Genomic DNA, 20,234 nt, shown 5'->3' with positions numbered 1-20,234 from the left:
CAGGAACCCAGCGCCCCGGTTCACCAGCAAACACCGCTACGCCTCATCGGCTTGTGTGTAGGTGGCACCGCCGCAAAAACCTATTGCACCGCACTGGGTCCCTGCTTACGCAGGGACGACGTGAGGGGTAGGTGGGGAGCTGCAATCTCGCAACCCGTCGTTCCTGCGAACGCAGGAACCCAGCGCCCCGGTTCACCAGCAAACACCCTACGCCTCATCGGCTTGTGTGTAGGTGGCACCGCCGCAAAAACCTATTGCACCGCACTGGGTCCCTGCTTACGCAGGGACGACGTGAGGGGTAGGTGGGGAGCTGCAATCTCGCAACCCGTCGTTCCTGCGAACGCAGGAACCCAGCGCCCCGGTTCACCAGTAAACACCGCCACGTTTCATCGGCTCGTGTGCAGGTAACCCTCTCGCAAAAACCCACCGCACCGCACTGGGTCCGAAGCTTCCGCAGGGACGACGTGAGGGGGTGGTAATGTTCTCGTAGATGCATACCTGACGTACGATCCGCTTTACCTTCACCGCCAGCCTGGCCATGCCTGACGTGTACGCCATCCTCCGAGCCAGCCGCCACTTCATGCTGGCCGCACTCGCCCTGCTCGCCAGCGGCTGCGCCATGGTCAGTGTCAGCTCGGTGGATTCGGCCGATTACGTGGCCCAGCGGCGTGGCGACATCCTCACCTCGAAGCACCTCAGCAGTGCCACGGCGGAAGCCCTGCGCACGGCGGGCGTGTCGGTGCGCCCCTGCGAGCGCGATGCCCTGCCCTGTATCGACGCCCTCACCCGGGTCTCGCCCATGGACGAGGAGCGCAGGCAGTCGGCGCTGGCCGAACTGTGGCTGGCCTATAGCCGCGCGTTGACCGGCAGGGGGCCGCTGAAGGCGGCGCCGGGGGACGCGGCGCTGGCGGCGTACCTCCAGTCGGCACGCCACGCCTATGCCTACCTATTCTTCACCGAACGCTCGTCATCGGAGCGCTCGTTCGAAGACCGCCAGACCCAGGTGCGCGACTACTACAACTATTCGGTGCAGCAGCTCACCATCGGCGTGACGCGCCTGCCGGAACCGGGTGGCCCGAAGGCACCACGGCCGTCCTCCGTCACCATCGCCGACACCACCGTCAACGAAGACGTCAGCGCCCTGTCCTGGGCCAACGCACAGCCGCGCGATGTGGTCCCGGCCTCCGCGCTCCGCTTCGTCGGCATCCGCAGCGTCTATCGCCGCGACGGCCTGGGCGCCGAACTGGTCGCGGACCTGGGCGATACCTCGACCAAGGCACCGTTCAGTGCGATGCCCACGCCGTCTGCCACGGCGTTCCTTCGCTTCGACGGCACCACGCTGGCCGACGTGCTGGCAAGTCATCAGGCGACGCTTGCCGGCTACGACCCTTACCGGCAATCCACCGTGCAGGTAGGCGCCACCACCGTACCGCTGGCCGCCAACTTCACCGCAGGTTATGGCCTGTGGCTCGCCCGCTCCGGCTTTGCCACGCAATCCATCCGCAGCCTGTTCGGACGCATGCAGGGCATCGACAAGCCGCATGTGTATCTCATGCAGCCCTACGATCCCGATCGCCGCGTGATCCTCCTGCTGCACGGCCTGGCCAGCAGTCCGGAGGCCTGGGTAAACGTCGCCAACGAAATCCTCGGCGACGAACGCCTGCGTCGGCATTACCAGGTGTGGCAGGTCTACTACCCCACCAACATGCCGATTCCGCTGAACCACCGCGAGATCCGCAAGGCCTTTCTGGAAACGCTGCATTACTTCGATCCGGACGGCAACGCGGAAGCCTCGCGCGACATGGTCATCGTCGGGCACAGCATGGGCGGCGTCATCGCGCGGCTGATGGTGTCGTCGTCGGGTGACGCCGTATGGAACGGCATCGTCGAGAACGACGACAAGCGCCGCCAGCGCATGGAAAAACACGCCGACAAACTGAAGCCATATCTGGAATTCCAGCCGATGCCGCAGTTCAGCGAAGCGATCTTCATCGCCGCGCCGCATCGGGGCACCGTATTTGCCGGCAACAAGCTGGCCCGGCTCATCGCCAACCTGATCCGCCTGCCCCCCGCCGTGCTCACCACCCTGGGCGGCATGATCGCGGACATCAACGGCGTGGGTAAGGATGCCCCCAAGGAAGGCGTGCGGCTGGTGCCGAACAGCATCGACAACCTCAGCGCCGAAGACACCTTCATCCGCGCCGCGGCCAACCTGCCCATCTCGCCTGCCGTGCGCTACCACTCGATCATCGCCCGGCGCTCGGCCGAGGGGCCGCTGGATGCCAGCGACGACGGCCTGGTGCCCTACTGGAGCTCGCACCTGGACGGTGCGGCCTCCGAGAAAGTCATCGTCTCCGGCCACAGCGTGCAGGAAACCCCGGCCGCCATCCTGGAAATCCGCCGCATCCTGGACGAGAGCATCGACCGGGACCACGCCACGACGAGCCCGCTGCCGCAATAGCCATCTTTTCATCTCGATAGAAGGATATATACTGCGGCCAACTGACCGAGACCGCCGCATGCCTGCCATCAGCTTCGAATTCTTCCCGCCCAAGACCGACGAGCAGCGCGACCAGCTCGACAAGACCGTGCGCAAGCTGAAGCAACACGCTCCCGACTACGTGTCCGTGACGTTCGGTGCCGGCGGCTCCACCTTGAGCTACACCAACGAGACGGTGAAAAGCATCCGCTCCGAGCACGGCCTGTCGGTGGCCCCGCACCTGTCATGCATGGGCGGCACCCGGGCGGAGATCAGTGCCCTGCTCGACGAGTACAAGGAAAGCGGCTGTCGCCGCATCGTGGCCCTGCGTGGCGACCTGCCCTCGGGCATGGCCTCGCCCGGTCATTTCCGCTACGCCGCCGAGCTGGTCTCGTTCATCCGCGAGAACTACGGCAACCACTTCCATATCGAGGTGGCGGCCTACCCGGAAATCCATCCGCAGGCGGAAAACGCCCTGGTCGACCTGCAGCACTTCAAGGCCAAGTGCGACGCCGGTGCCGACGGCGCGATCACCCAGTATTTCTTCAATCCGGACGCTTATTTCCGCTTTGTCGACGACGTGACGAAGCTGGGTGTGACGATTCCCGTGGTGCCGGGCATCATGCCCATCGCCAACTTCAGCCAGCTGCGCCGGTTCTCCGAGCAATGCGGAGCCGAGATCCCCCGCTGGATCGTCAAGCGCATGCAGGCCCATGGCGACGATGCCAGGGCCATCCGCGAACTGGGGGCGGATGTCGTGGCCGGGCTGTGCCAGCGCCTGCTGGACGGCGGGGCCCCCGGCATCCACTTCTATACGATCAACCGCTACCGCACGACCGAGGCGGTGCTGGAACGCCTGTCCTGAGACATCCGTCGCCAGGGCGACACCAGCCCCTCCACCCGGCCTCCCGGGCCATGGTCAGGCCCCTGTCGCGCCACCATCCGGCCACGCACTGACGCATCGCGCCATGTGCGCCCGGGCGCCAGCCGTTATCATGGGCGGTCCCCTACGGAGCGCACACATGTCGCAGAACTACCCCGAATGGATCTGGCAGAACGGGCAGATCAAGCCCTGGCGCGATGCCACCGTCCATGTCATGGCGCACGCCCTTCACTACGGTTCGTCCGTGTTCGAAGGCATCCGCAGCTACGAAACGCCCGATGGCGCGGCCATTTTCCGCCTGACCGATCACCTGAAGCGCCTGTACCTGTCGGCCAAGATCTACGACATCGAGATTCCCTACTCGATCGACGAGCTGGCTGCCGCCTGCCGTGACGTGGTGAAGAAGAACGACCTGAAGGCCGCCTACCTGCGCCCGGTCGCCTTCCGTGGCCTGGGCGGTTTCGGCCTCTCGGCCGAGTGCCCCACCGACGTGGCCGTGGCCTCGTGGCACATGGGCCCGTACCTCGGACCCGAGGCGCTGGACAACGGCATCGACGCCTGCGTGTCGAGCTGGCAGCGTTTCGCACCCAACACCATTCCGGCCGGCGCCAAGGCCGGCGGCAACTACCTCTCGGGCCAGCTGATCGCCCGCGAGGCGCGCCGCCTCGGTTTCGGCGAAGGCATCGCGCTGGCCTCCACCGGCCTGCTGAGCGAAGGCGCGGGCGAGAACCTGTTCCTGGTCTTCGACGGCGCACTGCACACCACGCCGGCCAGCGCATCGATCCTCACCGGCATCACGCGCCACACGCTGATGATGCTGGCCCGCGAGGAAGGCATCGAGGTGATCGAGCGCGACCTGCCGCGCGAATACCTCTATCTCGCCGACGAGATCCTGATGTGCGGCACCGCCGCCGAAGTCACGCCGATCCGCTCGGTAGACGGCAAGAAGATCGGCAGCGGCAAGGCCGGCCCGATCACGCGTCGCCTGCAGGAGCTTTTCTTCGGCCTGTTCAACGGCAAGACGCAGGACCGCTGGGGCTGGCTGGAGCCGCTCTGAGGCTTTTTGCTGGTCACTGTCGCAACAACGCCGCCCCTGGGCGGCGTTGTTGTTTTGGCCCCTTCGGGGCCGTCGCGCGCAAGGCGCGCTCCTACAGGGTCAACGCAGTCTTGTAGGAGCGCGCCTTGCGCGCGACCGTTCAACGCGAAACGCTATTACTGGCAGAACCCGTTCGGATAGCTGGCCGAACGATAGGCATACAGCCAGCTCGTCTTGCCACCGTCATTGGCGATGTTCCAGCCATTGCCGATCGAGCCGATGGCCTGGTTCAGCGTCTGCGAGCGGGTGAGCACCGGCGTGGTGAAGTACTTGTCGGCATCGGCCGCCACGCGGAACGACAGCTCGGCCAGCGCCGGGTTGGCGGCACCATCGATGTACCACAGCGTCAGGGTGAACTCGGCCGTGGACTGACCGATATCCGACGTCGGGCCGGTGTATTCCTGCTGGGTAACATTCACGCCCGCCACCTTCGACAGCGATGCCGACGAAATGTCCGACAGCGTCGAAGCGCCCGGGAACTGCTTGATCAGTTCGCTGACATTGGCCGGCGTGGTCGTGAAGGTCTGCTTGGTCGAGTGCGAGAGCACCAGGCTGCCCGGGGTCACGTCGGTTTCGAACTTGGTGCTGGCCTTCTTGCCGGCGCCCGTCACGTCGGTCCAGTAAGACAGCTCTTCATCCACATGGCGGAACTTGAACTGGATGTCGGAATGCGCACCAGCGCGCGTACGCACCGTGTAACCACGATTCACCAGCTTGCAGCTGCCGGCGGTGTCGTAATAGGCCAGCGTGTCGCGGTCACCGGCGCTGAAACCACCGCTGATCGTCTTGTCGAAACCCAGGTTCGACAGGCGCACCGATAGATCCTGAAGCAGGTTCGCGGCAGCCGACGACGGGTTGCTATTGAAGCGCGAGGGATCGACCAGCGCCTTGTATTCCTTGCTGTCGACATAGGCAGGCGAGTTGGCCTGGGCGGTAACGGAGCCGAACAGCAGGCTCGCTGACAGGAGCGAAAGAACCGTACGTTTCATCATGCTCGAAACCTTCAGCGTGGTTGGGAAGCGTGGGGAGCCGCAAGGCCCGGCAGGGTGAGCCGGTACACAAGGATGCGGCTGTCGTTGTCGATGGGTGAGTCGCAGCGCTGGCCGTCCATGACGCAGTGCTTCGCGATGAAATCGTTGTCGTTGCCCACCAGCAGGAACCAGTCATCCGGCCACTGCGGATCGAGCACGGGCACCAGGTCCATGGCTTCCCATTTCTCGGACATCTGCGCGATGCCTTGCTTGCCGGCATCGAGGCCGAGGCCGAAGCGCTTCAGGTCGGCGGGGTCGAGGAGATTCACGAAGGGCTGCGAGCTGGCGGTGTGGATATCGCCACGCAGCGCGCCGTCGGCATCGATGACGGGAACGGTGTCGTTCTCGTAACGGGTGCCGGCCAGGTTGGTCGCACCGTCCGTATCCACCAGCATCACCTGCTTGAACACGAGCGGCCGGCCGTTCTCGGCGCCCCAGCCGTTGCCGTCACGCGCCAGCATCAAGAAACGATGGCTGTCGAGCACACGGATCTCGCTCTGCGCAGCGGTGCGATCCGGCTTGCTGTCGGCACCCTTGCCGTCGTAGGCAGGCAGGCGCACCACGTAGTGACCTACCGGCTTCGATGGCGTCGGATTTTTCGACACGTCGTACACCAGCACGCGCGTCAGCGTACGGCCGGAGGCATCGCCGGGAGCACTGTCCTGCACGAGCGCGCTTTGCAACACCACGAAAAGCAGCTTGCCATCCGGGGAAAGGGCCATGCCTTCCACGCCCTGGTTGTTGCGGCGTCCCGTGGCCGGCGGCCGCAGCGAAGTGAAGTCCGGCTTGCCGGCCTTGTCGAGCGGACGCACGGCCTTCGGCGGCACGACGATGCCCGTAAGCTTGCCCCTGGCATCGAAGCGGTAAACGTTGGCCGCGTATTCGTCGCCGATGTAGAAGCCACCGTCGCGGGTGAACTGGAGCGATTCGGCATCGAGGGAGATGTGGCCTGCGCCGATGCCCTTGGCTGGCGAGGGAAGCACGATGCCGCGTTCGGTGCGCACGCCCTGCGCAGGTTCTGCGCCGGTGAAGGGTTTGCCGTCGAAGTCCTTCAGCTCACGCCCGCCATCGGGAACGAGGGTAACGACCCCGGCCTCCTGTAGGAGCGCGCCTTGCGCGCGACCGCTCTCCACCGCAACCTCCGGTCGCGCGCAAGGCGCGCTCCTACAAGTCAGGGTGAAACGGAAGCGGTGAAGGCGCCCGCGGTAGTCGTAGAACTCGTTGTGCTCGGGGTCGTTGCGACCACGGTCGGGTAGCGTCCACAGCACAGCGGTATAGGTATCGCCATCGCGCTTCCACGTGCCCGGCTCGATCGACAGCGACGAGAAAGATCCCAGCGTATCGCCGAGGAAATCCACCGTGCCTGCCGGCAGCGAACCGGTCGCCGCCAGGCCATGATCGGTATAGGTGACCCCGCCATCCTCGACGCTGCGCGGCAGCGGCGAGGTGGCGATATCGGGTTTGCGTACCTCGAGGGACTGCGCCATGGCGCTTCCCATGAGGCAGGTGATGATGAGTCCCGCGAGGCAGCGGCGCATCAGAAACGGACGTCCAGGTTTGCGAAGACCTGACGCGGCGCCGACGCATGGAACACATAGGCGGTGCCGTTCGGATCGCTCGGCACGAAGGCGCTGGAATCCAGGTTGCTGGCGTAACGCTTGTCGCCGAGGTTGGTGATGTTCACCGACAGGCGCACATCCTTGGCAATGGAGACCGGACCGAAGTCGTAGCCACCGGAGAGATCCCAGGTGGTGAAGCCGCCGAAGCCCTGGTCGTTGGTGTACGTGTAATAGCGCTTGCCGGTGTACTTGCCACGCAGCGAGGCAAACCACGGACCCTGGTTCCAGTCGATCTGCGTGGCGAACAGCTTGGTCGGCGTATCGGTCTGGATCTTGCCCTTCGTGTGCTGCACGACGCCGGCCTGGGTGTAGTCGCTCGCATAGGTCGAGCGGTTGTACGAGGCCGAGTTGAACCAGCGCAGGTTTTCGATCGGCGTCCAGACGAAGGTCAGTTCCACGCCGCGGCTGTTCACGCCGCCGACGTTGTAGAAACGGTTTCCGCAGCTCGGGCCCACCGGCTGGCGCGAATCGCAGGGGTTGTACTGGAGCAGGCGATTGTCGAAGCGCACGTTGTACGCCGCCACCGAGGCGGCTACGTCACCGGCCTCGATGCGGTAGCCCGCTTCCAGGCTGCGCGACTTCTCCGGCTTCAGCGAAGCCTGGCTGTCCCAGATGGCCTGGCTCACCGCCTGCGGACCGAGCTTGAAGCCACCCTGGAACATCGCGATGTTCTTGGAGAAGCTGGCGAACACTTCCTGGCCTTCGGCCAGCTTGTAGCGCGCACCGATCTGCGGCAGCAGGGCCTTGCTGGCGCTGAGCTTGCCGCTGGCGAACTGGTTGTTCGACGTCGGCACGATGGGCTTCTTCGCCACGCCCGGCAACGCCTGTGCCTGCGAGGTGATGTGCGGGCTCTTCACGCCCACGTCTACCGTCAGGCTGTCGTCGAGGAAACGCATGGTGTCCTGGAGGAACGCCTGGCGCGTATTCCACACGGTACGCTGGTCGAACACGCCCAGATCCGGCTGCGTGTCGATCGGTCCGCTGAGATCACGCGGACCGGTCACGTAGCTGCTGTAGCGCGAGGCGGACGAGATATTGTGCTCGTACCACACGCCACCTTCGATGTGATGGTTGGCGAAGTCCCAGCCAGCCGACAGCACCGCACCGGTGCGATTGATCGTGTACAGCGTGTTGCGGAAGATCAACGGCAGCTGCTGCGGCGTGCCCGGGAACGAATACGTGCCGCTGTTCCAGTTGTGGCCTTCGCCCGCATCTTCGTGGTGATAGACCTGCGCATGAATGGTGACCGAGTCGCTCGGGAAGAAATCGCCGGCGAGGTAGTAGACGTCATCACTGCGCAGGATCTGACCGGCCGTGAAGGCGCCATCGGCGTCGGTATCCGCGCCACTGCGATCGCACAGCTTGGCGTTGAGCGTGCCGGCGTTGCAGTACGCCTTGGCCACGGCCTTGTTCCAGTTCGGCGCGTAGCCGCCCCAGTCCCAGCCCAGGCCGCGTGCCAGCTCGCTCTTCGACAGGTAGAAGTAGTCGGCCTGCGACGTGCGCGACGTATCGGCAAAGGCAGTCAGGCGCGCCCAGTCGAAGTCCCACACGGCCTTGCCGTTGAACTGCTTGGTGGTGGACTTGTTGTAGGCGGTCTGGTCGTTCCACAGGTCCGACGTGGTCCGCGCACCGGAGAGGTACATCGAGAACCCGTTGTACTCACCCGTGTCGAAGCGCGCGAAGGTGCGGCGGTTCTGGTCGCTGCCCACGCTCTGCGTGACGCGGCCGCCCATCTTCTTCAACGGATCGTTCGACGTGTAGGCAATGGTGCCACCGAGGTTGCTGGTGGACGGCGTGCCAAGGTTACCGATGCCTTCGGAAAGCTCGGCACCGCCGAAGTTCTCCGAGATCAGCGCACGGTTCACCGAGAGACCGTTGTAGTTGTTGTAGGCGCTGTCGCCCAGCGGCATGCCATCGAGCGTGTAACCCAGGCGCGTACCGCTGAAACCACGCAGGCTCAGCGTCATCGACTGCTCATTGGCACCCAGCGCATCCACGGACTGTGCGTTCACGCCCGGCAGCACGTTCAACACCTTCTGCAGGCTGGTACCCGGCGGCAGCGCCTTCTGGTCGGACGTGCGCAGGCGCTGCACCTGGCGGGTCTCACCCGCACCGATCACGGAAACGGTGTCGAGATCCTGCGCTTTCTCGCGACGGGCCGATGCACTCGTGGTGTCGGTATCGGTCGCGGTGGTGTCAGTGTCCGCGGCGTAGGCAGCGGAAGCGAAGGCCATGCCGAGGGCGGCGGCCAGAACGGTCTGCTTGAACAAGGGCTGCGTCCTTACACAACTCGGACGCGTCGCGGCTGGTCTCCCCTGAGACCGCCCATCACGCGCCGTGGAAGGCCCGCATGTTCCTGCGAACAAATGAAAGCTTCATGACAAGGCCGATGACAACCAGCATCAGATTCCGTGACAAAAGCCGTGCTGCCTTGTGGCAGCGCGGCTCTCAGCGGAAGTCGATGGTGGAAATCGCACCGGCCATTTCGGCGCGCGGACGCAGCGAGACGTCCCAGCCGTAGAGATCGCACAAGCGACGTACGATGGCCAGGCCAAGGCCTGCCCCACCGCCCGTGGCGCTCTCGCCACGGATGCCGCGCTGGAAGAGTTTCTCGGCGTCTTCGGGCTTGATGCCCGGCCCCGTGTCGATGACGTCGATGCGTCCTTCGGCAACGCGCACCGTGACCGTGCCTTCCATCGTGTATTTGATGGCGTTGCCAATGAGGTTGGTCAGCGCCACCGAGAGCACCGACGCCGGCGCGTTGACCGTGACGGAGCCATCGGACACCAGCTCGATCTCGATAGGCTTGCCGCCCATCTGCGGACGCTGGCTCTCGATGACATCGGAGGCGACCTTCGCCACATCGGTGGTTTCACCGCGCGTGGGCCCGCGACGCTCCGCACGGGAAAGCAGCAACAGCGCTTCGATAAGCTCCGTGGCCTGCCGCGACGCACGCTCGATACGCTTCAGCCGCTCGCGCAGCTTGTCGGTAAGGTCAGGGGAACCCTGCAACAGCTCGGTGGTGCTGGCGATAACCGCAAGCGGGGTACGCAGCTCATGGCTCACGTCGGAATTGAATTCGCGGTCGCGCTCCACCACCGAGGTGAGCCGCATCGCGTATTCATCCAGTGCCACCGCCAGCTCGCCGACTTCGTCATCCGCGAAATGGGGAGCCAGCGGCTCCGCCTTGCCCACGCGACGGAAGTCGCGAAGGCGCCGTGCCAGGTCCGTCACCGGACGCAGCACGCGTGACGACAGCCACACGCCGAGCACCAGCGAGAACAGGCCAAACAGGAACACCGCCGCGATCACGCTCGTGAGCAGCTGGCGCTTGCCAAGCTCGTCGCGCGATACATCGAACTGCAGGAAGCTGATGATGCCTTCGTTGCGACGCACGGCCACCTTGTAGTGGTGATCCTTGCCGTCTTTCGTGGTCTCGTAGATGTCGTGGACACCCGAGTCCAGCGGCTGCCACGGCAAGGGCGCCTTGTAGATGGTGCGGTCGCTGAAGGTGGCGCCTTTCAGTATCTCGAAGCTGATGGGCTCCTTGGCGCGCACCTTCTCGTTGAGCGAATCGACTTCATCCTGAAGGGCCGAGTTGATCAGCTGCTCTTCGACGCGCGCGCGGATGTTGATGGCCGCGTACGCGAAAAGCGCGCTCAGCCCGAAACCGAACAGCGTGAAGGTGACAACCAGCCGGAACCGTAACTTACGCCTGGACCGCATCCGGATCGACCATGCGATATCCGATACCGTGACGCGTGTGAATCAGCGGCTTGTCGAAAGGTTTGTCGATGGCCGCACGCAGCCCGTGGATATGCACGCGAAGCGAATCGGAGTCGGGAAGCTCCTCGCCCCACACGCGCTGTTCGAGGTCCTGGCGCGTCACCACGGACGGGCTGGCCTCCATCAGTGCCTGCAACAGCTTCAGGCCGATGGGGTTGAGCTGGATCGACTTGCCGTCACGGTTCACCGTGAGGGTGTCGAGGTTGTAGGTGAGGTTGGCCACCTTGAGGCTGCGGCTCTGCGGACCCTTGCCACGACGGGCCAGTACTTCCAGGCGCGCCGCCAGTTCCTGAAGGGCGAAGGGCTTGGTCATGTAGTCGTCGGCGCCCGACTCGAAGCCGATGAGCTTGTGATCCAGGGAATCACGGGCGGTGAGCATGAGCACCGGCGTCTGCTTGTGCGCCTCGTGGCGGAGTTTCTTCGCCACGTCGAGGCCGTCCATTCCCGGCAGGGTGAGGTCGAGCACGATCACGTCGAAATCGTGGACCACAGCAAGGTGCAGGCCGGTGACGCCGTCGCCGGCGAAATCGACCACATGGCCGCGATCCTCGAGGTAGTCCCCGATGTTGGTCGCGATGTCGGTGTTGTCTTCGATGACCAGAACGCGCATTGGGCACTCCGTTGAGCGGTCGCTAAGTCTTAACAGTATTGCGACTGGAAGCTTAACGGGGAACCCGTTAAACGGACAGCATTTGATTACGTAGGAGCGTGCCTGCGCGCGACCGGGGTTTGCGGCAAGCCCCGGTCGCGCGCAAGGCGCGCTCCTACAGGGGGCCGATGAACGCCCAAAAGAAAGGCCCGGGCGGAAGGACCGCCCGGGCCGAAAGAACTACTGCCCCGATACCGTCACCCCGCTTCGCGGAATCACAGTGGGTCCTTTATAGGGCAGCATCGTTTAAATCGACGTTAATCCCTTCGCAGCCCTTGTCCGGCGCGGCTTCGGGGCGACCGGCCTGGCCGCGATGCGGGATTCGCAGTGGGCAATGATCTCACCGGCCACATCGACGCCAGTGCTGCCCTCGATGCCTTCCAGGCCCGGCGAGGCGTTCACTTCCAGCAGCAGGGGGCCACGGCTGGAGCGCAGCAGGTCGACGCCGGCCACCTCCAGGCCCAGCGCGGAAGCCGCTTCGATGGCCACACGGCGCTCGTCGTCGGTCAGCTCCACCGCCGCCGCCGTACCGCCACGGTGCAGGTTGGCGCGGAACTCGCCCGGGGCGGACGAGCGCTGCATGGACGCCACCACCCGGTCGCCCACCACGAAGCAACGCAGGTCGCTGCCCTTGGCCTCGCGGATGAACTCCTGGACCAGGAAGTTGGCGTAGAGGCCACGGAAGGCCTCGATGACGCTCTGCGAGGCCGAACGCTTCTCGGCCAGCACCACGCCGGCACCCTGGGTGCCTTCGTTCAGCTTGATGATGTGCGGGGGGTCGCCGAGCATCGCCAGCAGGTCGGAGGTGTCGTCCGGGTTGTCGCCGAAGGCCGTCAGGGGCATGTCGATGCCCCTTGCCGCCAGCAATTGCAGGCAGCGCAGCTTGTCGCGGGCACGCAGCACGGCATCCGACGGGTTGGGGGTGTACACCCCCATCAGTTCGAGCTGGCGCAGCACGGCGGTGCCGTAGAAGGTGCTGGAGGCGCCGATGCGCGGCACCACGCAGTCCACCGGGCCCAGCGGCTTGCCCTTGAAGTGGATCGCGAACGACTGCGGCGCGATGCTCATGTAGCAGCGCAGCGGATCGATCACGCGCACGGTGTGCTTGCGCTTGCGCGCCGCCTCCACCAGACGCTGGGTGGAGTAAAGCCGCGCGTTGCGCGACAGGATGGTGATTTTCATGTGGGTTCCCGGACGGCGCGGCGCGGCGTCTGCGAGTAGGAAAGCGACGGATCGACCAGGAAGCGCCCCTCGAGCGCGGTCCGGCCGAGCAGGAGGGGAAAGAGCATGCGGCCCCGGTCGGTGAGGTTCACCTCGACGCGGAAGCTCTGGCCGGCCAGTTCGACGTCGGCGTGGATGAACCAGCGCAGCGTGGAATGACCGCCCGAATCGGTGACCCCGCGCCGGCCAATGGCCTGCGCCACGCAGGGCTCGGAGACGCCGCCCCGGCGCGTGGTGCGCACCTGGAACCGCAGCCATGTCGCGTCCGGGCGCTCGTCCACTTCCAGCCATTCGACGTGCAGCGACGACGAGCGCGCGCCCGTATCGAGCTTGGCCTTGAGGACGGGGATGCCGAGCGACGGAAGTGCAAGCCGTTCGCGCCAGCCAAGGGTGATGACATCAGTCATGGGGTCTGGTGCGGAACGTGGGCGGGGGAAGACGGCGCAAGGATGCCGAAGGCAGGGGCGCGAATGCAACAGGACGGTGGTGGCCCCCGGCCACCACCGTCACACGGGTGAAACACCCGTGAAGCGGAGGCTCAGGGGTGGTGCGGTGCCCGGCGGGCAAAGATGAGGTAAAGCCCCGCCAGCACGCCGACCAGGGACACCAGGCCCACGTAGTGTGCAGGCCCCATGCCGCCCGACTGCTTCGCCAGCAGGCCCACCACGACGGGCGTGGCGGCGCCACAAATGGCGTAAGCCACGTTGTACGACAACGAAATCCCGGAGAACCGGATGGCGGGCGGAAATGCCGTGACGAGGATCGCCGGGATGATGCCGGCTACGCCTGCGAAGAAACCCGCCAGCGAATACAGCGGCAGGAGGTTGGCGCCGCCCGCGCGCAGGTCGAAATAAAGCGCGTAGGTGCTCGCCACCAGCCCGAGGGAACCGATAAGCATCGCCTTGCCACGCCCCACCGCATCCACCAGCAGGCCGCCGCCGAAGCAACCGAAGCACAGCGCCAGCGCGGCAAGGCTGCCGCCGGTGAACGCACGGGACTGCTCGATGTGGAACGTAGTCTGCATCAGCGTGGGTGTCATCAGGATCACCACCACGATGGCCGCGGTGAGCACCCAGGTAATCACCATCGACAGCAGCACGGCAGGAAAATGATCACGCAGCACGAGCCACGCGGGCAGTTCTTCCGCCAGCTCCTTGCGTGCACGCATCCGCGCGAACACCGGCGTTTCGCTAAGCCAGCGACGCAGGTACACGGCGAAGAAACCGAATACACCGCCGATGATGAAGGCAATGCGCCAGCCGTGATCCAGCATCTCTGCCTCGGAGAGATGGCTGCTCAGCCCTGCCGCCACGAGCGAACCGATGAGGATGCCCGCAGTAAGCCCGGAGGTAAGACTCGCGCAGGCCAGTCCCACGCGACGACGGGGCACGTGCTCGGCGACGAATACCCAGGCGCCGGGAATCTCACCGCCAATGGCAATGCCCTGCACCATGCGCAGCAGTGTCAGCAGCACGGGCGCAAACACGCCGATGCTGTCATACGTAGGCAGCAACCCGATGAGCAACGTAGGCACCGCCATGAGGAAGACACTGAGCGTGAACATCCGCTTGCGTCCCACCCTGTCGCCGAAGTGCGCCATCACCACGCCGCCTAGCGGACGCGCGAGATAACCCACGGCGAAGATGCCGAAGGCCTGCAACTGGGCCACGAAATCCGACGTGCCGGACGGAAAGAACAGGTGCCCCAGCACCTTCGCGAAGTACGCGAAGATCACGAAGTCGTAGAACTCCAGGGCGCCGCCCAGTGCGGAAAGCAGAAGGGTTTTCGCATCGCTGCGGCCCAGGGGGCGGCGGTCGATGACTTCGGTGTCGGTGGTCACGCTCATGCGTCTGTCGATAGCCCGGAAACGGAGTGAGTAAATGCCAGCAAGCTGATACACGAATAACGACGCCGGAGTCTTGCACGAAAGGCCGTCGTCCTGCCCGGCAGACGGCCGTCGTGAATGCGCACGGCTTCAGGTCTGGCGTGATCCAGTCCGCAGAATCGCACGACATGGCGGATTCGTACAAAACCCCGCCCGCAGCGTAACGAAACACTGGCTGCCCATTCATGCCAGGCGACCACCATGACCATGCAAGGCCCGTCTCCACGTCGACGGCAGCTCGCACTCGCCCTCGGAACCCTCCTTCTCTTCAGCGCAGGCGCACAGGCCGCCTCAACGCTGACACCCTGGGTCGGCAGCTGGGCGGTGGCGCAGAAACCCATCGGCGATGCATCGCCCACCGGCAAGACCCTGCGCCATATCGTGCACACGAGCATCGGTGGCTCGTCCGCCCGCGTGCACCTGAGCAATGCCTACGGCGACGGCCCGCTCACCATCAGTGACATCCACGTCGCGGTGAGCGCCGGCGGTTCGTCCGTGCGCCCGGAAACCGATCACCTGCTGACCGTCAACGGACAATCCAGCGTCACCCTGGCCGCTGGCCAGGAAGTCGACACCGACGGCATCGACATGGCGGTTCCTGCCCTGTCCGATGTCGATATCAGCTTCTATGTATCGCAGGCGCCGGCCGCCCTGACCGGCCACGATTTCAGCGGTCAGACGCGCTACGACGCCACTGGCGACGTGGCCGGGCAAGCCACCATCAACGCCGGTGCCAGCCAGAACTACGTGTTCGTCACCAACCTCGACGTGCAAGGCCCCGCGCCACAGGGCGCCGTCGTCTTGCTTGGCGCCTCGATCTCCAACGGCACCGGCTCCTCCTTCAACGAAAACACCCGCTGGTCGAACGACTTCGCGGCCAGGCTGGTCAACGCAGGCAAGAACGTCGGCGTCATCAACGAAGGCATCGCGGGCAACACCTTGCTGCGCGACGGCTCCGGTCCTAGCGCCGCCAACCGTTTCGATCACGATGTACTCGGCCAGCCGGGCGCGCGCTGGGTCATCTTCTCCGACGATCCCATCAACGACCTGGGCGACCGCCCTATACCGTCGGCCGATGCGCTGATTACAGCCGAACAGTCGCTGATCACCCGCGCCCACAACGCCGGCTTCCGCTTCCTCTGCTCCACGCTCACACCCTTCCAGGGATCAGGCAGCTGGTCGCAGGAGGGTGAAACCGCGCGCCAGAAGATCAACGCCTTCATCCGCAGTGCAAACAGCGGCTGCGATGGCATCGTGGACCAGGACACGGCAACCCACGATCCCGCCAACCCCACGCAATACCTGCCCGCCTACGACTCGGGCGACCACCTGCATCCCAACGACGCAGGCCACCAGGCCATCGCGAACGCCATCGACCTGACCCTGTTCACGCCACCGGGCCAGCCAGCCATTGCCCCACCCACGGGCTGTGGCTCGATCGGCCCGGGCGAGGGCATCCTGCCGGGACAAAGCGTGACCTCCTGCGACGGCGGCTATCGCCTGGATCTTCAGAACGACAGCAACGGCGTGCTCTACAAGGCAACCGGGGCATCGCTATGGACCACCGGCACCTATAACCGCGGCGCAGGCGAGCTGCGCCTCGACCCGGACGGCAACCTCGTCCTCTACGGTTCGCTGGGCACGAAACTGTGGCAGTCCAACTCCGGCGGCCACCCCGATGCCCGCCTCTTCGTCCAGGGCGACGGCAACGTCGTCATCTACGACGCCAACGGCCCCATCTGGAGCAGCAACACCGCCGGCCAATAAACCGTGCAGGAGCGTGCTTGCGCGCGACCGGATGCATCGAAACGATGATGGTATTCGCGACAACCGGTCGCGCGCAGGCGCGCTCCTACAACAAGCTGCCGCGACGTGGGTAGAGGCGGCGGGGGCGGCCCTTGGCGCGACTGATGGAGGTGAGGGGAGTGGGCGGAAAAGGCCGCGAAGCGGGGCCGGCCAGGAAGGCCGGCCTTTCCTGCCGAGGCACGGAGGCCGAGTCAGGAAACCCCGCCCGCTCTCCGTGCCCGAAGGGGCGCAAGCCATAAGACACTGAGCCGCGTAAGCGGCTCCTCCTTTCCCGAGGGACACCGCAGGCCGGAGCGACAAGGGCCGCCCCCGTCGCCTCTGCAACGCCACGTTCCAGCGCCGATGCGAGGCCGAAAGGCGAGCCATTCCTACGGAGCGAAACACCACACGGGCTGCTTTACTACGGAGCGCAACGTTCCAACCGGTCGCGCGCGAGGCGCGCTCCTACAGGGGGTGGGTCATGAGGACGGTGGTGAAGCCGCTGTCCCATTCCTCGTCGGGGTAGGTGTCGATCTCGGTGTAGCCGTGCCTGGCGTAGAAAGCGCGGCTGCGTTCGTTGAAGGTGTCTGTTTCCAGCCGGGACTGGGTGTGGCCGGCCCGGCGCATGCGCTCTTCCGCATGGGCCAGCAGCCGGCCTCCGATGCCGGCACGCTGCATATCCGGCAACACGTGAAGCGCGTCGATGAAATTGCCCTTTGCGTGAACCATGCCCACGACCCGGCTTTCATATTCGGCCACAATGACTTCGGCCAGATGCGCGCGAACATAGTCACGGGTTGCCGAACCCGAGGCGAAACGGGCCGCCGCCGCAGGACTCAGGTGCGGCTCCCAGGTGGCGCGGTACGTCTGCATCAGCAGGTTGAACACAGCAGCCTCGTCGGCAGGGCCGGCGGGGCGAAGCATCGGTTCGGGCACGGGGCGGGGTCCGGACATGTCAGAAAGCTCTGAAAATACGTGAAATCCATGTGCATGCCGGAATTCGTGCATGCCACGACACGACGATGTGACCACGATGGTACACACGGCCCACCACAGGAAGCGCCATGGAAATTACAGGCAACCCGGTCGCGGACGACCTCCTCCGCCATCTCGCCCCCGGCACCTGCGTGCGGCTCTGGCTGCGCAATCGCAAGGTGCTGCTGGGCATGGTCGACCATGTAGAGGATAGCCGGAACGAACTGGTCGTCGCCTGGCCCGATATCCAGCCACGCCCCCGCCGCAAGGCAGACCCCGATTCCCTCACCATTCGCTTCGCCGATATCGCCGCCATGCGCCGCTTTCCCAACCCCACGGCCGCCGTGCTGGAGACCCGGCTGGCTGCCATGCCTCCCGGCACCCATCTGGCGATAAGGGGGTATCACCACGACGCGCACAGGGTCACCGTGGAGCGCGGCCGGCTCTGTGCCATCGACTGGGACGCGCGCACCCTGGTACTCCACGACCTCACCTACGACCTCGACGTCACAGTGCATTTCGACCAGATGCTGTCCATCGAAGGCAGCCCTACGGAAAGCACGGGCCTGCGCCGGGCCTGATGAGACCTGCCTCACGAAATGAGCTGCCCTGCCCGGTGACGGGTGGGGTGCTCGTGCGTCCTTGCGTTTAGAAGCAAGGGGAGAACGAAGGATCTTACGCACGGCCGCATGGACGGCCATTTCGGGAGGAGGAAAACATGCATCATCCACGCAAGCGCCTGCTGAGCGCGCTCATCGCAGGCGGTTTCCTGTATGCGTCAGTCGCCAGTGCGGCCGACACGGCAGGGTTCTGGCACGAACTGCCACAGAAGGCACCGGCCGCCGCCGCATCGGCACGCAGTGCCCGTTCGGTGGCGACGCCGACGAATACGCCATCGCATTACCGCGCCTTCACGCTCGACTTCGGCAGTCTTGGCACGGAGCTGAAAGCCAGCTCGCGCTCGATTCGCCGTGGGCAGGCCAACAACCTGGCCCTGCCACTACCTGGCGGCGGCATGACCTATTTCACGCTCAGCGAATCGGATGCCCTGCCCGCCTCGCTCGCGGCACGCTATCCGGAGCTGAAGAGCTACAAGGGCGTGGACAGCGAAGGACGCCGCGTCCGCGTGGACGTGTCGCCGCAGGGTCTTCGCGCCGCCATCTACGACAACCACGAGGTATGGCTCGTACAGCGCGCCGAACGCCTCGCGGGCAAGGTGGGCACTGCTGCATCCAGCGGCGATGAATACTGGAGCTTCCGCCGCGCCGACCTGCCGCTGACGAAGTCGGGCTTCGTGGAACTGCCTTCGGATACCGACCTGGCTGCCTTCACCAATCCGCAGGCCACCGCCCGCGTCGCCGCCGCCAAGGCGGCCAATGGCGGCACCACGCTGTACAACTACCGGCTCGCCATGGCCACCACCAGCGGCTACACCAACAGCTTTGGCACGACCGTGCAGGACGGACTGGCCGAAGTGGTGACCATGGTCAACCGTATCAACGAAGTCTACGAAACCGACCTGGGCGTGCATCTGACGCTGGTCGATGACGAAGACAAGATCATCTACACCAGCGCGAAGACCGATCCCTACAACGGTATCGATCCCGGCAGCGCGAAAATGAATGCGGCCAATGTAAAGAACCTGGCCAAGGTCATCGGCAACGCGAACTTCGACGTCGGCCATGTGGTGGATGGTGCCGGCGACGGCGGCATGGCGGACATCGGCAGCACCTGCAACGACTCGCTCAAAGCATCCGGCAGCACGGGCCGCCCTGATCCCGTGGGCGACGCCTTCTGGATCGACTATGTCTCCCATGAAATCGGCCATTCCTTCGGCGGCCACCACCCCTTCGCCGGCTGCGACGGTTTCGCAGGCTTCGGTGCCTACGACGATGCCAAGTTCGCCGCCGAACCGCGCAGCGGCACCACGGTGATGGCCTATGCAGGCGTATGCGGCTCCACCGACCTGCAGCCGCATTCCGATCCGTACTTCAACGTCATCAACATCGACCAGATCCAGACGGCCATCGCAGGCACCGGCGGCACCTGCGCGGTGAAGAAGACCAATACCAACAGCCAGGCTGTCATCGACGATGCATCGCTGAAGGCCAATGCAAAGTCCATCCCTGCCAAGACGCCCTTCGCCCTCAAAGTCAGCGCCCGGCATGCGAACCCGAAGGCTGTGCTGAACTACACCTGGGAAGAGGCCGATACCGGCCACCAGGAGACCCGTGTCGCCGCGCTCTACGACGCCGGGTCGGGCCCGATCTTCCGCTCGTTCCCCGGCAACACCACCGGCCAGCGCGTGTTCCCCAAGCTGGAAAGCGTGCTGGGCGAGCAGGCCCTCGACAAGGGCGAGGTGTATCCGGCCACGGCCCGCAAGCTCAACTTCCGTGTGACGGTGCGTGACGGCATTGCCACCTCGGACGCCGACAGCAGCGGCCCGACCACCGTCACCGGCAACGTCACGGTGAACGTGGTGAACACCGGCAGCGCCTTCGCGGTGACCGCACCTTCCACGGCCGTGAAGTGGAACGGCGGCTCGGCACAGACGATCAAGTGGAACGTGGCCAAGACGGACGCCTCGCCCATCTCGTGCGCGAAGGTGCGCATCGACCTGTCCACCGACGGTGGGCACACCTGGCTGGCCTCGCCACTGGCAGCCTCGGTCGCAAACAACGGTTCAGCCAACGTCACCCTGCCGAAGAACGCCACCACGCAGGCGCGCTTCAAGGTGAGCTGCACCGACAATATCTTCTTCGCGGTATCCCCGAAGAACTCGACGATCTCGTTGTAAGAGTAGAACGACCGCGCCCCGCGAGGGG

15 protein-coding genes are annotated in these 20,234 nt (G+C 65.2%); 6 read left to right on the top strand and 9 right to left on the bottom strand.

Annotated elements, in window-relative coordinates; all coding sequences use genetic code 11:
• The first annotated feature begins 538 nt into the window (after positions 1–538).
• From KR767_RS10255 to KR767_RS10245, 3 genes are all read left to right on the top strand, one after another.
• A complete protein-coding gene (locus KR767_RS10255) occupies positions 539–2,461 on the top strand; it encodes an esterase/lipase family protein (RefSeq protein ID WP_250879041.1) in 1,923 nt (640 codons plus the stop codon).
• Positions 2,462–2,519: 58 nt separating this feature from the next.
• Positions 2,520–3,344, top strand: coding sequence for a methylenetetrahydrofolate reductase [NAD(P)H] (gene metF / locus KR767_RS10250; protein WP_166950977.1), 825 nt, complete (start codon positions 2,520–2,522; stop codon positions 3,342–3,344).
• Between the two features lie 157 nt (positions 3,345–3,501).
• Positions 3,502–4,419 (top strand): branched-chain amino acid transaminase, encoded by a 918-nt coding sequence (locus KR767_RS10245; RefSeq protein WP_166950975.1) that lies wholly within the window; start codon positions 3,502–3,504, stop codon positions 4,417–4,419.
• A 155-nt stretch (positions 4,420–4,574) separates the two neighbouring features.
• On the opposite strand, the gene KR767_RS10240 is transcribed toward KR767_RS10245, so the two are convergent.
• From KR767_RS10240 to KR767_RS10205, 8 genes are all read right to left on the bottom strand, one after another.
• A complete protein-coding gene (locus KR767_RS10240; protein WP_166950972.1) occupies positions 4,575–5,450 on the bottom strand; it encodes a hypothetical protein in 876 nt (291 codons plus the stop codon).
• Positions 5,451–5,461: 11 nt separating this feature from the next.
• Positions 5,462–6,976 (bottom strand): esterase-like activity of phytase family protein, encoded by a 1,515-nt coding sequence (locus tag KR767_RS10235; RefSeq protein WP_250879040.1) that lies wholly within the window; start codon positions 6,974–6,976, stop codon positions 5,462–5,464.
• Positions 6,977–7,026: 50 nt separating this feature from the next.
• Positions 7,027–9,342 (bottom strand): TonB-dependent receptor, encoded by a 2,316-nt coding sequence (locus KR767_RS10230; RefSeq protein ID WP_166951029.1) that lies wholly within the window; start codon positions 9,340–9,342, stop codon positions 7,027–7,029.
• Positions 9,343–9,556: 214 nt separating this feature from the next.
• Positions 9,557–10,834, bottom strand: coding sequence for a sensor histidine kinase (locus tag KR767_RS10225; RefSeq protein ID WP_166950970.1), 1,278 nt, complete (start codon positions 10,832–10,834; stop codon positions 9,557–9,559).
• Entirely contained in the window at positions 10,818–11,504 is a 687-nt protein-coding gene (locus tag KR767_RS10220) for a response regulator transcription factor (RefSeq protein ID WP_166950967.1), read from the bottom strand. The genes KR767_RS10225 and KR767_RS10220 overlap by 17 nt, the downstream gene beginning before the upstream one ends.
• A 285-nt stretch (positions 11,505–11,789) precedes the next feature.
• Positions 11,790–12,725: a 30S ribosomal protein S6--L-glutamate ligase gene (rimK, locus tag KR767_RS10215; protein ID WP_166950965.1), complete on the bottom strand. Its 936-nt coding sequence runs from the start codon at positions 12,723–12,725 to the stop codon at positions 11,790–11,792.
• Positions 12,722–13,171: an ATP-dependent zinc protease family protein gene (locus tag KR767_RS10210; protein ID WP_166950963.1), complete on the bottom strand. Its 450-nt coding sequence runs from the start codon at positions 13,169–13,171 to the stop codon at positions 12,722–12,724. Before KR767_RS10210 ends, rimK begins: the two co-directional genes overlap by 4 nt.
• Before the next feature lie 131 nt (positions 13,172–13,302).
• Complete coding sequence (locus KR767_RS10205; protein ID WP_166950960.1) at positions 13,303–14,610, bottom strand: MFS transporter; 1,308 nt, start codon at positions 14,608–14,610, stop codon at positions 13,303–13,305.
• 240 nt (positions 14,611–14,850) lie between these two features.
• Between KR767_RS10205 and KR767_RS10200 the strand changes: the two genes are divergently transcribed.
• Complete coding sequence (locus KR767_RS10200) at positions 14,851–16,416, top strand: GDSL-type esterase/lipase family protein (RefSeq protein WP_250879039.1); 1,566 nt, start codon at positions 14,851–14,853, stop codon at positions 16,414–16,416.
• Positions 16,417–16,899: 483 nt separating this feature from the next.
• Here KR767_RS10200 and KR767_RS10195 read toward each other — a convergent pair whose 3' ends face one another.
• A complete protein-coding gene (locus KR767_RS10195) occupies positions 16,900–17,388 on the bottom strand; it encodes a GNAT family N-acetyltransferase (protein WP_250879038.1) in 489 nt (162 codons plus the stop codon).
• 110 nt (positions 17,389–17,498) lie between these two features.
• On the opposite strand from KR767_RS10195, the gene KR767_RS10190 reads away from it, so the two are divergent.
• Entirely contained in the window at positions 17,499–17,990 is a 492-nt protein-coding gene (locus KR767_RS10190; RefSeq protein WP_250879037.1) for a hypothetical protein, read from the top strand.
• A gap of 137 nt (positions 17,991–18,127) precedes the next feature.
• Entirely contained in the window at positions 18,128–20,206 is a 2,079-nt protein-coding gene (locus KR767_RS10185) for a reprolysin-like metallopeptidase (RefSeq protein WP_250879036.1), read from the top strand.
• Positions 20,207–20,234: the final 28 nt, after the last annotated feature.

Origin of the sequence: Luteibacter anthropi, assembly GCF_023699965.1 — a bacterium.
GTDB lineage: Bacteria > Pseudomonadota > Gammaproteobacteria > Xanthomonadales > Rhodanobacteraceae > Luteibacter > Luteibacter anthropi.
The sequence above is the reverse complement of the archived record's forward strand: the minus strand, read 5'-3'. Positions and strand labels throughout refer to the sequence as shown.